Below are 16,754 nucleotides of genomic sequence, written 5' to 3' on the forward strand. Positions count from 1 at the left end.
TGGGTACCGAAAATGAATTGTTGAGAACGGTATTCAACAAAGCAAAACGATTCCCTAAACGGGTTGTTTTTGCAGAAGGCAACAACTTTAACGTTCTTAAAGCTGCCCAAATTGCAATGCATGAAGGAATTGCTAAACCAATTATTTTGGGTAATCCTGAAAATATTAAACGCATTGTTGCCGAAAATGAACTGGATTTAGCTGGAGCTGATATTATTGATGTAAGATGCGAAGCCGAAAGAAAACGCAGAGATTGCTATGCTGATATTTTATGCGAGAAACGCGGCAGAAAAGGCTTAACCCATAAAGAAGCTGCAGAAAAAATGTACGATCGAAATTACTTTGGTGCCATGATGGTTGAAAATGGTGATGCCGATGCCTTTATTTCGGGTTACGCCACCAGGTATTTCGAAGCTCTTAAAATAGCTACCAAAGTAATTGGAATAGAGGATGGAATGAAAACCTTGGTGGGAATGAACATCATCATGACCAAGAAAGGACCTCTTTTCTTTTCGGATACCACCGTTAATCCGGAACCAACACCACAATCCCTGGTTGATACTACAATAAGTACAGCCCGAGCGCTGAAAACTTTCAATGTCGACCCGGTAATGGCCATGGTGTCCTATTCTAATTTTGGTTCTGTAAGAAAAGGAAGTCCGGTAAAGGTGAATTTGGCAATTGATCATTTGCACGAAAACCATCCGGAATTGCTTGTTGATGGTGAAATGCAATTGAATTTTGCACTTGATAAAAAACTTCGCGACAAAACATTCGCTTTTAACAAGATTAAAGGGAAAGATGTAAATACCATTATATTTCCTAACCTTAGCTCAGGGAATATTGCATACAAATTGATGCAAGATTTGGGTGGCTCAGAAAATATTGGACCAATTTTGCTGGGAACGGCAAAACCATTTCATATTGTTCCTATGGGCTGTTCGGTTCGCGAGATTATTAACATGACAGCCATTGCTGTGGTGGATGCTCAAGGGTAAGTATAGTTTTAACATGAAATAATACTGATATATAAAAGAAAGGGTGGACTTCGATTCCATCCTTTTTGTTTTATCAAATGACTTTCTATTTTTGCACAAAATATAAATCATGAGTATAATTTACATCCTCGATCTTGTTGGAACACTTGTATTTGCGATTAGTGGAACCATGTCTGCTGCAAATAAAAAGCTGGATCTGTTCGGTGCCTACTTTACAGGCTTTGTTACTGCTATTGGTGGAGGTACACTCCGGGATGTAATTTTGGGTAATTTTCCGGTTGCCTGGATTAGTGATTTAAATTACATCATGGTGATTAGCTTGGGTGTGATTTTAACTTTCCTGTTCAAGAAAATGATCATGTCCTTAAAACGAACACTATTTTTGTTTGATACCATTGGAATTGGCGTGTTCACAATAATAGGTATCGAAAAATCATTAAGCTTGGGCATTCATCCGTTCCTGGCCATTATCATGGGTTTGTTTTCGGCGGTAATGGGCGGTGTAATTCGTGATACATTGTGTAACGATATCCCCTTGGTTTTTAGAAAGGAAATCTATGCAACGGCTTGCCTTGCCGGCGGTGTATTATTTATATTCCTGGACTATATCGAGATAAACTCTGCCTTAAACCAATTCTTAACCATTTCGTGCATAATTTTATTCAGGCTAATTTGCATTCGGTTTAAGATCTCCTTACCAGTATTAAAATACTAAGCACTATGACTTTCTCCGGTTTCCCGAATTTGTTTATTTCAATAAATGAGAGTTAAAAATGGCCATTTGATTAGATTAACGTGAGTTCGACGTAAAATTCTATCCACAGAAAGTTATATTTGGGATAGATTTGCATTAAAAATTTGGAAAGAATAGCGGGCTATTTTGAGGAATTTTTAATGTGAAAATGTCGTAAAGAGAACTTTCCATTATGTGTTTGCCTGCTTTCGGCATAAATTTCCTCAAATCTTCTTGAAATATCCCGATATTCCTTCGAATATTTGAGAAGATTTCTACTCAAAATCAGTGCAAACTGTGAACGAATTTTACGTCGAACTCACGTTAGATTAAGACATATCTATCAAATTTGTAAAATTTAAATACTTGGAAGCGTGCTCACCGTAAGTATGTACATTGCCATCAGTAACTCGATAAGTACAGCGTTCACCGTAAACACCCGAGAATAGTATTTCATATTCCTGGTCTTCTTCATCCTGCATCAATATTTTGTAAATGTTTTCATGTATTCTGCTATCAAGTAAGCTTTTAGAACAGCAGGGGCAGTACATAGATATCTTTTCGTTTTCTTCCATCTCAAAATTAGGGTGTTTAATAATTTCATAATCACCCAGGCGAATACTAAACAAAAGAATTCCTCTTTTTCCCTTGTGATTTTTTGCTGATATTACGATTCTGTTGTTAACATTTAGGTAAGATCGGCAATGTGGACATATATAATTTGCATTCATAACATTAAGCTTTAATTGTTAATTTCATTTAAAAAAAATATACACCAATAATAGAACAATGTCAATTAAAATCAGCCAATTATAATGGTGATGTATGAATTGGGATATCACCACATGTTAATTAGTTTAAACTATGTTTTTGATTCAATATTAATTGGTCTATATTTGAATTAATGTGCTCAAATAACAAATTATCAAAATCGTAGGGTTTGAAATTAGTAATAAATATAATTCGCTGGTTAGCAAGGTTTTTAGGGATATTTCTATTCCTATTTTTTATTTGGTTTACAATTGAAATAGGTACGCCTGATTTAGCTATCATGAGTAATCAGGAAGTTAAATTATTCATAGCAAATCTAATCATGCTAATTGGACTTATTGTTGTTTGGAGATTCGAATTTATTGGAAGTTTATTTTTATTGGGAGGTTACACTTTTTTTTCAATTGCTAATTATTCCTTTTGGATAGGTCCCATTTTCCCAATCTTCTCGCTTATTGGCCTTCTGCATATAATCTGTTGGTTAAATGATGTGATAAAACAATCCAAAACCGATAAATTTTCTATGCAATACTTCCTGAAATGATATCGAAATATAATTCGTTCGAAGAATACGGATGTAGCTTAAAATTTACTAATTTTGAATCTTGACTGAAGTAAACAACATAAATATAACCAAATGTTAAATATTGCATTATTCGGCCCTCCAGGTGCCGGAAAAGGAACCCAATCGAAAATGCTAGTAGAAAAATACAATTTAGCTTATATTTCTACTGGTGATATCCTTCGTAGCGAAATTGCAGAAGGTACCGAACTTGGGCTTCAAGCTAAAGATATTATTAAAAAAGGGGGACTGGTTCCTGATGAAATTATCGTTCAAATTATTGAAGAACGAATTAAAACAAATACCGAAGTAAATGGATTTTTATTTGATGGCTTTCCTCGTACAACAGTTCAGGCATACATTCTGGAAGGATTACTTCTTAAGATGAATACCAAACTAGATTGCATGCTAAGTTTGGAGGTTCCTGCCGATCAACTGCGCAATCGTTTGCTAGAGAGGGCGACAAAAGAAAACAGACCTGATGATACTGATGAAGTTATTAATGTGCGTCTTAAAGAATATGATACCAAAACTGCTCCTGTAGCTAACTTTTATAAGGAAAAGGAAATCTATCATGGAATTGATGGAATGGGAGGTATTAATCAAATATTTGACCGTTTAACCAATGTTATCGATCAAACTCTGGAAAAATCGTGGATAAACCTGGTTCTTCTTGGCCCTCCCGGATCAGGAAAAGGAACTCAAGGTCGAAAGCTAGCTGAAAAATTTAACTTGGTATACATTTCGACAGGGCATTTAATGCGTCAAGAAATTAAGAAAGGCACGCAAATGGGTAAGAATGCTAAAACTTATATAGAAAAAGGGGATATCGTACCCGATGAAATTGCCATTAAACTTATCGAACGCCAAATAAGGAAGCATCCAAATGCCAATGGATTTATATTTAAAGGATTTCCTCGTACCATTGTTCAAGCTTATATTCTGGATGGTTTGCTAAGAAAACTAGAATCTACCGTTACCACTGCAATTAATTTAAATGTTCCAACTTTAGAGTCAATTAAAAGATTAACTGCCCGTAGCAAAACGCAAAGTAAACGCGCTTATGATGCTGATACAGATATTATAATTCACAGATTAGAACAGCATGAGAAACGCAGTTCAAAAGTTAGTGAGTATTATATAAAGCAAAATAAAATTGAATTGGTAGATGGAGTAGGAGAAGAAGATAAAATAGCCGATAGGCTAAGCCAAGCTGTTCTCGATTCCTTCAAAAAAATTAGATAAACTAATCCACCGACTTTGTTTCATTTTACAAAGTCGGTTTTTTTTTGGACAAATAAGAATATCATTGCTTGACAGGCTCATTAGGTCATTTGGTCAAATCTGATCTTAACAGATAGCTATAATTTGTTAAAATTGTAATTATTATCAATCTTCTTTACATCATATGTTTCTGGAAAATCCTACTTTAAATGATATAATTTCTGGAATAAATGAACTTTTTACTTCTGAGAAGTCTCAATTATTACTTCTGATTGGTGAAAAATGTGATGTAAATTTAAATGATTTGGTAGCAAATCTGAATAGAAAAAACATTCTTTTTAATGGAGGAATCTTTCCTAAAGTCATTCACAAGAACATTACATCAGAGCAAGGAGTTGTCATAAAAAAAGTTGATTTTGAACTTGTTACAATATATTTTAATTCCGAAACTGAATTTCTTAATAAGTTTTCAGATTATCAGGATCATAACTTTACAACGGCATTTACTTTAATAGATGGACTCTCGGAATCTGCTTCGGAACAGCTAATGACTTTGTTTACACATTTGGGAAACAATGTAAGGTTTTTTGGAGGAGGTGTTGGTCGACTGCGGACAAATACAAATGGCATTTTAATAAATAACGATGGAGTTTATAACACAGGAACAATTGTAGTGTTTTTGTCAGCAAAAACAAAAATGGATGCCAAACATGGATGGAAAAAATCAATAGGCCCTTTTATCGTAACAAGATCAGAAAAAAACCTCATTAAAGAATTAAATTGGGAAAATGCTTTTGATGTTTACAGTCGCTGTTTAAAAGACTCTCAAAACATCTTGTTAACAAAAGAGAACTTTTTTAAATACTCTGTTAATTTTCCTTTTGGATTTTTTAAAGAAGAAAGAGACTATATTGTAAGAGATCCGATGGAAGTAAATAAAGATGGATATATAATTTGTGTGGGCAATATTCCAGAAAATTCTTTAGTTGATATTTTAAGCATTGAAGAGAAGAAACTAAATGACATACCCAAAAAAATGATATCTAACTGTTTAGAAGAATCTCAAAATGCACCCATTGCAGTTCTTTTTACCTGTATTTCTCGTGTAAATCATTTAAAAGAGAAGTTTGATGAAGAATTACAAGGATTTAATTCTGAACTTTTAAAGCATTTTCCTAATTGTGAGCTGGAAGGTGCTTTATCAATCGGAGAAATATATTCTAGTGGCAAAGGATATTTGGAACTGTTAAATAAATCAATTGTTTTAGGAGTAGCCTATTAATTTTTTTCAATGAACACAAATAGCTTAATTACTGATATATCTTTTTTATATGAACTTTCTTTATCTGTAGGGCAATCGTTAGATAAAAAAGAGAACTGTAAAAAATTTTTGCACACCTTAATGTCAAGAAAAAACCTCGAATTTGGTGGTGTGTGGATACGAAACTACAGTATACCATATTCACCAAAAACAACAGGCTATACAGTTATTTATTCTCAGCCTCAAATCAAGTTAAGTCAAACTCTCATTTCTGATTCAAATTTTTTAGATCAGTGTTTCGAGGATTCAGATTCATTTTCTATTCAGTTGACTTCCGAAGTTGCTGATGCAATTAGTTTTAAAAAAAAGGAGAGAGGCATTATTACCTTTTTTAAATTACAGGATTTGGGTTTTCTGGTTTTATACTCTTCGGCAAAAGTTAAAGTATGGAACCAAATTGAACAGAGAAAGTTAAAGAACGTAATTAATAAATTCGCGGTTTCGGTTAAAGCTTGTTTATTTCACGAAAAATCAACCTTAGATTTAATTACAATTTCCAAAACACAAAAGGAATTGGAAAAAGCGAAAAAAGTAGCGGAAGAATCTAATGAGCTAAAATCAGCATTTTTATCCAATATTAGTCATGAATTCAGAACTCCATTAAATGCCATAATTGGTTTTTCTAACTTATTAAAAGAAAACAATCTGGATAAAGCAGATCAAAATAAGTTTATCCAAAATATTTTGAGCAGTAGCAGTAAGTTAATGAAAATGGTTAACAACTTATTGTATGTCTCAAAAATGGATTCCAATCAGCTGAATTTTACACTTGATTTCTTTAATATAAACGCAATTTTAAGAGAGGTAGAATCCTATTTACATTCACAAATTGTAAACAAGCCTGAAATTGAGTTCAAATTGGTACTTCCAGTTAACTCTGAAGACTTACAAATTGAATCTGATAGAGAGAAAGTATTGCAAATTCTGGATAGCTTGTTAGACAATGCACTTAAATTTACTAAATGTGGTAAAGTTGAATTAGGTTATTACATTGATAACAATTCTATTCCCGTTTTCTACATAAGAGATACCGGAATTGGTATGTCAAAAGAAAAACAAGCCAGTATTTTTGAGGCTTTCAGACAATTGGATTATGAAGCCAACAGAAAGTTTGAGGGTTCAGGACTTGGACTAACCTTATGCAAAAAGCTGATCCATTTGTTAGGTGGAGAAATATGGTTTGATTCAGAAGAAGACTTGGGCACTAACTTTTATTTTAGACTATCAGGAAGTGGAAAAATACAAATGGATCTATTAAATAGTTTGACTTCTAAATCAGATCGAAATTTAAATGCTATTGAGAATTTAAAATATTCAGAGAAAAATATACTAATAGCTGAAGACGTTAAGTCAAACTTTAATTACCTAAATGCAATAATTGAGTTAACAGATGCTACTGTAATCTGGGCTAAAAACGGTAAAGATGCAATCCAAATTTGCAATCACAATAATCCTCGCATAGATCTGGTATTAATGGATATCAGAATGCCGGAAGTTGATGGCATGGAAGCCATTAAACAGATAAAAAATGTGAACGCAACAATTCCAGTAATTGTTCAAACTGCTTATGCAATGAATAGTGAGCGCGAAGAGTGTTTAAAGGCTGGTGCTGATCAGTTTATATCCAAACCTATTGATCCGAGGAAACTGATGAAGATACTTCAAGAGTATTTAAAGAAAACATAGGGAACTTAAGCAAATGCCAGAGAGTTTATATATTTGTCCTATAATTCACATTATGTTATTTTTATATATAAATAAAAAGGGATCGGATTTGATCCCTTTAAATATCTAATTATTCCATACCGTCTAACTGAGTCTTAACTTCGTTGTATTTTTCAAGGTAATCTTCTTTTTCATTCCTCAACTTGAAATATAATTCTTTCAAAGTAATCAGCGAGTTTTTCTCACCTGGCTGCATTTCAAGAACCCTTTCGAAATATGGAATTACTTTTTCGTATTCAGTATAAACTACTTTAATTGCTTCATTATACTTCTTAGCATCCATAATTTCGTTAGCCTCTTTGTGCTTTGCAATAGCTTCGTTCAACTTTAAAAGACCCAAGTTATATTGAGAAGTAAAATCGTCTGGACTTAATTCCAAAGCCTTTTTATACATTTCTTCAGCTTTATCTAGCTCCTTAGTCTTTTCAAATAAAGTGCCTTTAGCACGATAGAAAGAACCATTATTTGGATCTAATGCAATTGCTTTGTTAAGATAATCATCTGCTTTTTGTGGCTCTCCACCCATCATGTAGTAATTGATCAACTCCACCAACATCCAAGAATCATTTGGAAACAATTCAAAACCTTTATGCAAAAATTTTACCGACTCTTCTTCTTTACCTGCATGCTTAAGTACATGTGATAAATTAGCGTATGATTTAGCACCACCATAGTTATAATCAATGGATTGCTTGTAATACTTAATTGCTTTGTCATAGTTTTCAGATTTTTGAGCCGCCATACCTGCATTAAAAATAACCGCAGTATCCACTACTGAGTTTTCTTTAAACATATCCATAGCTTCAATTTCAAGAACTTTTTCGAAAGCATCCAATGCACCAGCAAAATCCCCATTATTATAACGGTTCACAGCTTCATTTGTGTAATTCGGAATCATGTTCGTCATTTGCGCTTTTACCGGCTTAAGCATCTTGCCCTTTGCATCCAATTCCAAAGCTTTCAAATATGCAGCATATGCAATATCCAAAGGATTCTTTTCTAATTTTTTATATGCAGGAAGCGGACTTTCAAAAATTCCTTGGTACACTTTACCTTTAACAAGGTATGCTTTTGGATAATTAACACATTTCTCGTCTTGAATTCCTTGATCAATAGCTTCTTTCGCTTTATCTATCTTCCCTGAAGTAAGATAATTTTGAGCTCCAGTTACTTTGCTTTTTTGTGCGAATACTGTTGAAACGCATATAAGCATAACCAAAATGAATGATAATTTTCTCATAATCAATGTTTAGTTTTTATAACAATCCCGAACAAAAATAAATCTTTCTTTGATATTTCGCACAAGATTAATCACTTTATAATTATTCTAAGTATCAAATGTTATTCTTCGCTACCCTCAATTGGCTGATCTTTTGCCTCATTTCCTTCTTCATCTTCACTAGATGAGTTTACTTTAGCCACAGCTGCAATTGAATCACTTTTCTTGCTTAAGTTTATTAAACGCACTCCTTGAGTTGCACGTCCCATAACTCTTAGATCCGAAACTGCCAAACGAATGGTGATACCTGATTTATTAATGATCATCAAATCGTCGTCATCAGTAACATTCTTAATTGCAATTAATTCTCCGGTTTTCTCTGTAATACTAATTGTTTTTACACCCTTACCACCTCTGTTGGTAATTCGATAATCATCAATCTTAGATCTCTTACCATAACCGTTTTCTGATACAACAAGAATATCCTCGTCTCCATTTTCGACACAAATCATGCCAACAACTTCATCATCTAGATCTTTTAAAGTAATTCCCCTCACCCCGGAAGCTGTTCTACCCATCGAACGAACCTGATTCTCAGCAAATCTAATAGCTTTACCTGATTTTACAGCAATTAGAATCTCATTCTTTCCATTAGTTAATTTTGCTTCAAGAAGTTGATCGCCTTCACGAACCGTAATTGCATTTACTCCATTAATTCTAGGACGAGAATAAGCCTCAAGAGGAGTTTTCTTCACTACACCTTTCTTCGTACAAAGAACAATGTAATTATTGTTGATATATTCTTCCTCTTTTAGATTCAGTAAATTAATATATGCTTTCACATTATCGTCGGGTTCAATATTCAATAGGTTTTGAATTGCCCTACCCTTCGACTGCTTTGTTCCTTCCGGAATTTCGTACACCTTAAGCCAGAAACACTTTCCTTTTTCTGTAAAGAACAACATGGTATTATGCATTGTAGCCATAATCATGTGCTCAAGGAAGTCTTCCTCCCGGGTAATTGATCCTTTTGAACCTACCCCTCCTCTATTCTGAGTCTTGAACTCTGCTAATGGAGTACGTTTGATATATCCCATATGAGAAATAGTAATCACCATTTCTTCATCTGCGTAAAAATCTTCAGGATTAAATTCTTCCGAAGCATAAACAATATCAGTTCTTCTTTCATCACCATATTTTGCCTTTACTTCCGTCAGCTCTTCCTTAATGATATCCATTCTCATCGATTCATTGGCAAGAATCGCATTCAAGTGATCAATCAATTTCATTAATTCATCATATTCAGCATGCAGCTTTTCGCGCTCTAAACCAGTAAGCTTCTGCAAACGCATATCAAGAATAGCCTTTGCTTGAATTTCATCCAGCTCAAAATTACTCATCAAGCCATTTTTAGCTTCTTCAGGAGTTTTAGAACCTCTGATCAATGCAATTACTTCATCGATGTGATCCAATGCAATAATCAATCCTTTAAGGATGTGGGCTTTATTTTCAGCTTGCCTTAATTCATATTGAGTTCTTCGGACCACCACATCATGCCTGTGCTCTACAAAATTATCAATTAAGTCACGGAGGTTAAGCAGCTTAGGTCGACCTTTAACAAGTGCAATATTATTCACACTAAAAGAAGTTTGCATTTGTGTATATTTGAATAGTTTATTCAATACAACATTTGCAATCGCATCTCTTTTCAAGTCGAAAACAATTCTCATTCCTGTACGATCCGATTCATCGTTAACATTTGAAATGCCATCGATTTTTTTATCATTGATTAAATCAGCTGCTTTCATAATCAGCTCAGCCTTATTAACCATGTATGGAATTTCGGTTACAATAATTTTCTCACGACCTTTTTCGTCTGTTTCAATATTTGTTCTGGCACGAACAACCACACGACCTTTACCTGTTTCAAAGGCCTCTTTAACACCTTGATAACCATAAATTGTTCCACCAGTAGGAAAATCCGGAGCTTTCATGATGCGAATCAGCTCATCCATTTCTACTTCTTTATTATCAATGGTAGACACAATCGCATCAATCGTATCAGATAAATTATGTGGTGGCATGTTTGTTGCCATACCCACAGCAATACCTGATGCTCCATTTACCAAAAGATTAGGAATACGGGTCGGTAGTACCGTTGGCTCCTTTAATGATTCATCAAAGTTAGGAACCATATCAACAGTATCTTTATCTAAATCAGATAAAGTTTCTTCTGCAATTTTACCCATTCGTGCCTCTGTATAACGCATCGCTGCAGGGCTATCGCCATCAACAGAACCGAAGTTACCTTGTCCGTCAATCAAAGGGTAACGCAAAGACCAGTGCTGAGCCATACGAACCATAGTCATGTATACAGAGCTATCCCCATGTGGGTGATATTTACCTAATACCTCACCAACAATTCTTGCTGATTTCTTGTACGGTTTATTAGCTGTGATACCTAACTCACCCATTCCGAAAAGTACTCTTCGGTGAACTGGTTTTAAGCCGTCTCTAACATCTGGCAAGGCTCTGGAAACAATAACTGACATCGAATAATCGATATAGGCAGATTTCATCTCTTCCTCAATGTTGATACGTATAATTCTTTCTCCCGTAGTCATCTATAATTAATTTAAAATTCTAAACTTTTCTCAGAACTACAAAAGTAACAAAATCTGTGATTTTTGCGTAAGAAAAGTAGCTATATTTAAGAGTAGATTAAGATAAATATTAATGCATTTTTCTTTACAGCTTGATTTCTAGTTTGGTTCCTATTTCGATTGAGTTTTTAATTGAAATTTGATGCCGAAAAAAAGCTTTATCTAATATTTTTTCATTACTTTAATGTTGCTTTAATCAAATCGACAAAAAAATGAAGTCGAATATTTGCAATAGTAAGAACTTAATTAAAAAACTACTATATGGATTCAAAATTTTCACCTCGTATTAAAGATGTTCTTTCATACAGCAAAGAAGAAGCCGAAAGGCTTGGCAACAGTGCTATTGGAACCGAACATTTATTTTTAGGAATTCTTCGTGAAGGTGAAGGTATTGCTGTTGATATCCTTATCTCTTTGGGTGTTGATCTATACGACATCAGAAAAAGTATTGAAAAGGAGATCAAATCAGATGCTATTACTGATTTGGATCAAAACAACATTCCTTTACAACGTTCAGCAGAAAGAGTTTTAAAACTAATTTATTTAGAGGCCAAAGCCTTAAAAAATAACACAATTGACACTAGCCATTTGCTTCTTGCCATTTTGAAAGATGACAATAGTATGGTTACTCAATTTCTTGAAGGACAAACAATCGACTACAATAAAGTAAAAGAGAATTTAAAAACCCTTTTCCCTAAAGCGCAGGCCGACTATCCATCGGAAGAACGTGAAGGAAAAAGTGGCATGTCGGGTGGATCAAAAAGTACTGGCGCTCGCGGAAAATCAGAAACTCCGGTTCTTGACAATTTTGGTATTGACATTACCAAATCGGCCGAAGAAGGCACTTTAGATCCAATTGTTGGACGTGAAACAGAAATTGAACGCCTTGCTCAAATCTTAAGCCGTCGTAAAAAGAACAACCCTATTTTAATTGGAGAACCTGGCGTGGGTAAATCTGCCATTGCAGAAGGACTTGCTCTTAGGATTGTTCAGAAAAAGGTCTCTAGAGTTTTATTTGGCAAACGAGTTGTTACACTTGATTTAGCATCAATTGTGGCAGGTACAAAGTATCGTGGACAATTTGAGGAAAGAATGAAAGCCATCCTAAATGAGTTGTCGAAAACAAGCGATATTATTTTATTTATTGATGAAATCCACACAATTGTTGGTGCCGGAGGTGCAACAGGATCATTAGATGCCGCAAACATGCTTAAACCTGCCTTGGCAAGAGGTGAGATACAATGTATTGGTGCAACTACTTTAGATGAATATCGCCAGAATATTGAAAAAGATGGTGCTTTGGAAAGAAGGTTCCAGAAAGTGATGGTAGAACCAACATCCTCTGAAGAAACCGTTGAAATTCTGAATAACATTAAGGAACGGTATGAAGATCATCACAATGTGTACTATACCGAAGAAGCAATTGAAGCTTGTGTGAAGTTAACATCAAGGTATATCAGTGATCGATATCTTCCGGATAAAGCCATTGATGCATTGGACGAAGCCGGTTCTCGTGTTCATATCTCAAACATTCACGTTCCTGTGATTATTGAAGAACTGGAAAAGAAAATTGAAGAGACTCGCCAAAGTAAAATAAAGGCTGTAAAAGCTCAAAAGTTTGAATTGGCAGCAAGCTTTAGAGATAAGGAAAAGAATTTCTCTGAAGATCTTGACAAAGAAAAAGACAAGTGGGAACAGGAAATAAGTCTTAAAAAAGAAAAAGTTTCCGAAGAAGATATCGCCGAGGTTGTGGCAATGATGACTGGAGTTCCTGTAAAAAGAATTGCCCAAGCTGAAGGTTCTCGCCTGCTTAAAATGGATGACGAACTACAAGGAAAAGTAATTGGTCAGGACGATGCAATTGCTAAAATTGTAAAGGCTATTCAGCGCAACAGAGCAGGACTAAAAGATCCTAATAAACCAATTGGAACATTTATATTCCTTGGTCCTACCGGAGTAGGTAAGACTCAATTGGCGAAAGTTCTTTCCGAATATTTATTTGATAGTTCTGAGGCTTTGATTCGCATTGATATGAGTGAATACATGGAAAAATTTGCCGTATCAAGATTGGTTGGAGCACCTCCAGGATATGTTGGCTATGAGGAAGGCGGACAACTTACTGAGAAAGTGAGAAGAAAACCGTACTCGGTTGTTCTGTTGGATGAAATTGAAAAAGCTCATCCTGACGTATTTAATATTCTTCTTCAATTGCTGGATGATGGACAGTTAACCGACAGTTTAGGGCGAAGAGTTGATTTCAAAAATTCTATTATTATCATGACTTCTAATATTGGTAGTCGCGAACTTAAAGATTTTGGAAAAGGAATTGGTTTCCAAACAGGCGGAAATGATTCTAATGATTATGCCAACAACATCATCCAAAAGGCACTTAAGAGAGCTTTTGCTCCGGAATTCTTGAATAGAATTGATGATTTAATCATGTTTAATTCATTAACACAGAAAGATATTCATAAGATTATTGATATCGAACTAAATGGGTTATACAAAAGAATCAACGATTTAGGTTATAACATCAAAATCTCGACTGCCGCAAAAGATTTTATTGCAGAAAAAGGATACGATGTTCAATTTGGTGCCAGACCATTAAAACGTGCTATTCAGAAATACCTTGAAGATGAAATGGCTGAAGTTATAATTAAAACAAGTATAATGGAAGGTGATACAATTTCGGTAGGTTTAGACAAATCGAAACAAAAAATCACTACAAAAATATTAAAAGCTCAAAAAGCAATTGAGTAAATTAAAACCGGAGTTAATCTCCGGTTTTTTTGTGTCCTTTTCCCATATTTTTAATCTGTTTATTTAGAATAATTAAAAACAATTTCTATCTTTGATCGAAACAATAAATTACATAATTATGCAAAAGAACAAAAACAAAGTTACATTCGCAGGAAATGCAATGACTTTAGTAGGAACTGAAATAAATACTGGCATGAAAGCAGATAACTTTACCGCTTTAGGACAAGATCTAGCTCCGGTTCAACTTTCCGATTTTGATGGAAAAGTAAAGGTTTTATCAATCTTCCCTTCTATCGATACTGGTGTTTGCTCTGCACAAACTCACAGATTTAACAAAGAAGCAGCTTCTTTAGATAAGAATATCCAGATCATTACATTATCAAATGACCTTCCTTTCGCTTTAGGCCGTTTCTGTGGTGCTGAGGGAATCGAAAATCTGATAACCTTATCAGATCACAAAGAGTGTGATTTCGGTTACAAATATGGTTTCGTTGTAGAAGAATTGCGTTTATTAGCTCGTGGTGTTGTTGTAATTGATAAAAACAACGAAGTAAAGCATGTTGAATATGTTGCAGAAATGACTGAAGAACCTAATTATGATACAGCACTGGAAGTTGCAAAATCATTGGTATAAGTTAAAACAGTTGCAAAATTATAATGAAGCTCTTTCGGGAGCTTTTTTTGTGCGCTGATTGTTGAGAACCATACAGTAAACAACTCCACAAGTTCCCTTTTTTTACACTCACTTTTTAACCTTTTTAAAATCAACCTTTTTTAAATCTTTTTTTACCCTTACACTAGGGCGAAATGCCATTTTTACACTTTTAATTTTTGACGCATTCACTTCTTCAATTTCATCTGATCCTTCGCCACTAACATGTAAGGAAAACGTTCCTAAATCACCTAATTCCACACTGCAATTATCTTTTAGAAAATAAGGAATTTCAGTTGTAAATGCCTCTAATACACCGATGACATCTATCGTGCTAAAGGAAGATGCCTGCGATATACTTTTGGCAATATCTTTTAAACCTTTCTTTTGTCTGCCAGCCACTCTAGGATAGTATTGCTCCTTTTTACCCTCTTTTTTTAAAGGCGAATTCATTTTTACCGCTTTATACTTTATTGTCATATTCTAATACTTTAATTCTTTTCAATTAATAAGATTAATCGGTTTGAAACATTGTTAATTTAGTAATTTTTGATATATATCAAAAATATAAATAACATATATTTAAAATACTTTTAATATATATTATCAACCACATTAATATATATTAAAATAGTATTTTTAAATAGAAAAAAATAAAACCACCTGTATTTCTGCAGATGGTTTTTAGTATGAGAATATGTAATAACTAAGTTTACTTTACTATTCCGAACAGGTCATAATCTTCACAATCGGTAATCTGTACATTGTAAAATTCTCCAATTTGCAGGTTTCCGCTTTCTGCCTTAATTAATACTTCAGGATCTACTTCGTAGGAATCAAATTCGGTTCTTCCGTAAAAATAATCGCCTTCTTTTCTGTCGATGATAACTTTTAGAACCTGACCAAGTCGCTTTTTATTCGCCTGCATGCTTATATCTTGTTGGATTAGCATAATTTCCTCTTTTCTTCTCTCCTTTTCTTTTTCTGATATATTGTCACAGTAGTTAATTGCAGCATAGGTATCTTCTTCATTCGAATATGGAAACACCCCTAAGCGTTCAAATTTCATTTCCTGGACAAATTTTTTCAGATCTTCCATGTCTTCCTCTGTTTCACCCGGATGACCAACTAACATAGTGGTTCGAAGAGTTATTCCTGGCACTTCCTCACGTATCTTTTTGATAAGATCAACCGTTTTATCTCTATCTATGCCTCTTCGCATCAATTTTAACATGTTGTCACTCGAATGTTGAAGAGCTATATCGAGGTATCGGCAAACTTTGGGATTCTCGCGCATTAATTTCAATATCCCGTAAGGAAATTGTGTTGGGTATGCGTAATGCAATTTGATCCACAGCAGGTCTTCTATTTTAGATAGTTCATTTACCAGTTCGGCAAGTTTCGATTCGTTATACAAATCAATACCATAATAAGACAGATCTTGGGCAATGACCAAAAGTTCTTTTACACCACCTTTTACCAGATTTCTGGCCTCTTCAACCACGTCTTCTATAGGACGAGAAATATGTTTCCCTGTAATTATTGGAATAGCACAATATGAACATGAACGATTACATCCTTCAGAAATTTTAAGATATGCAAAATGCTTTGGAGTCGTTACCATTCTCAAATTTTGAAAGTCTGGCATATAATCTTTATTCAACTCCTTTACCATTGATTTCCAATCGAATTTTCCAAAATACTTATCAACCTCGGGTATTTCTTCGCTCAGCTGTTCTCTGTATCGTTCTGATAGGCATCCCATAACAAAAAGCTTGTCGATTCGGCCATCCTTTTTGGCTTCTACATATTGTAGAATGGTATCCACCGATTCCTCTTTGGCATCTCCAATAAATCCACAAGTATTAATGATAATGATTTTGGCATCGCTATTTTCTTCTTCGCAAGTAACAGCAAACTGGTTTGCATCGAGTTGTTTCATTAACAGTTCGGTGTCGACCAGGTTTTTTGAACAACCTAAGCTTATGATATTGATTTTGTTTTGACTCATACAAATCTTCTTATCTGAAATTAAATTTTGGCAAAAATAGGATATTTTACTCTTTTTTCCGCTCATGTGCTTTAAAAGAAATAGGCCACCATAAAATGGCAGCCTATTCGTATAT

The 16,754-nt window shown here is 34.3% G+C and carries 12 protein-coding genes and 1 pseudogene; 8 read left to right on the forward strand and 5 right to left on the reverse strand.

Going from position 1 to position 16,754, the window contains the following annotated elements:
- Positions 1-32 precede the first annotated feature (32 nt).
- Positions 33-998: pseudogene (locus tag ACO05S_RS17820) on the forward strand (phosphate acyltransferase); the annotation flags it as partial.
- 109 nt (positions 999-1,107) lie between these two features.
- Positions 1,108-1,713, forward strand: a complete 606-nt coding sequence (locus tag ACO05S_RS17825; protein ID WP_421919370.1) for a trimeric intracellular cation channel family protein — start codon at positions 1,108-1,110, stop codon at positions 1,711-1,713.
- Positions 1,714-2,060: 347 nt separating this feature from the next.
- On the opposite strand, the gene ACO05S_RS17830 is transcribed toward ACO05S_RS17825, so the two are convergent.
- Positions 2,061-2,462 carry a hypothetical protein gene (locus ACO05S_RS17830; protein ID WP_421919371.1) on the reverse strand — a complete coding sequence of 134 codons (402 nt, stop codon included), beginning with the start codon at positions 2,460-2,462 and terminating at the stop codon, positions 2,061-2,063.
- A gap of 209 nt (positions 2,463-2,671) precedes the next feature.
- Here ACO05S_RS17830 and ACO05S_RS17835 point away from each other — a divergent pair, with 209 nt between their 5' ends.
- From ACO05S_RS17835 to ACO05S_RS17850, 4 genes are all read left to right on the forward strand, one after another.
- Complete coding sequence (locus ACO05S_RS17835; RefSeq protein WP_421919372.1) at positions 2,672-3,046, forward strand: DUF7670 domain-containing protein; 375 nt, start codon at positions 2,672-2,674, stop codon at positions 3,044-3,046.
- 93 nt (positions 3,047-3,139) lie between these two features.
- On the forward strand, positions 3,140-4,309 hold the full coding sequence (locus ACO05S_RS17840) for an adenylate kinase (RefSeq protein ID WP_421919373.1): 1,170 nt from the start codon (positions 3,140-3,142) through the stop codon (positions 4,307-4,309).
- A gap of 163 nt (positions 4,310-4,472) precedes the next feature.
- The gene (locus tag ACO05S_RS17845; protein ID WP_421919374.1) at positions 4,473-5,570 is read left to right on the forward strand and encodes an FIST signal transduction protein; all 1,098 of its coding nucleotides are present in this window, start codon (positions 4,473-4,475) and stop codon (positions 5,568-5,570) included.
- A gap of 120 nt (positions 5,571-5,690) precedes the next feature.
- Positions 5,691-7,295: a hybrid sensor histidine kinase/response regulator gene (locus ACO05S_RS17850; protein WP_421919375.1), complete on the forward strand. Its 1,605-nt coding sequence runs from the start codon at positions 5,691-5,693 to the stop codon at positions 7,293-7,295.
- A gap of 109 nt (positions 7,296-7,404) precedes the next feature.
- Here the strand turns inward: ACO05S_RS17850 and ACO05S_RS17855 are convergent, their stop codons facing one another.
- Both ACO05S_RS17855 and gyrA read right to left on the reverse strand, forming a co-directional pair.
- Positions 7,405-8,574, reverse strand: a complete 1,170-nt coding sequence (locus tag ACO05S_RS17855) for a tetratricopeptide repeat protein (protein ID WP_421919376.1) — start codon at positions 8,572-8,574, stop codon at positions 7,405-7,407.
- A gap of 101 nt (positions 8,575-8,675) precedes the next feature.
- On the reverse strand, positions 8,676-11,177 hold the full coding sequence (gene gyrA / locus ACO05S_RS17860; protein WP_421919377.1) for a DNA gyrase subunit A: 2,502 nt from the start codon (positions 11,175-11,177) through the stop codon (positions 8,676-8,678).
- A gap of 300 nt (positions 11,178-11,477) precedes the next feature.
- Between gyrA and ACO05S_RS17865 the strand changes: the two genes are divergently transcribed.
- Together ACO05S_RS17865 and tpx are read left to right on the forward strand one after the other, a co-directional pair.
- Positions 11,478-13,976 carry an ATP-dependent Clp protease ATP-binding subunit gene (locus ACO05S_RS17865; protein WP_421919378.1) on the forward strand — a complete coding sequence of 833 codons (2,499 nt, stop codon included), beginning with the start codon at positions 11,478-11,480 and terminating at the stop codon, positions 13,974-13,976.
- A 118-nt stretch (positions 13,977-14,094) separates the two neighbouring features.
- Entirely contained in the window at positions 14,095-14,610 is a 516-nt protein-coding gene (tpx, locus tag ACO05S_RS17870; RefSeq protein ID WP_421919379.1) for a thiol peroxidase, read from the forward strand.
- Positions 14,611-14,718: 108 nt separating this feature from the next.
- On the opposite strand, the gene ACO05S_RS17875 is transcribed toward tpx, so the two are convergent.
- The gene (locus tag ACO05S_RS17875) at positions 14,719-15,108 is read right to left on the reverse strand and encodes an HU family DNA-binding protein (RefSeq protein ID WP_421919380.1); all 390 of its coding nucleotides are present in this window, start codon (positions 15,106-15,108) and stop codon (positions 14,719-14,721) included.
- 232 nt (positions 15,109-15,340) lie between these two features.
- Positions 15,341-16,639, reverse strand: a complete 1,299-nt coding sequence (gene rimO / locus ACO05S_RS17880) for a 30S ribosomal protein S12 methylthiotransferase RimO (protein WP_421919381.1) — start codon at positions 16,637-16,639, stop codon at positions 15,341-15,343.
- Between the last annotated feature and the right edge of the window lie 115 nt (positions 16,640-16,754).

This window comes from Marinifilum sp. (genome assembly GCF_965230805.1).
Taxonomy (GTDB): Bacteria; Bacteroidota; Bacteroidia; order Bacteroidales; family Marinifilaceae; genus Marinifilum.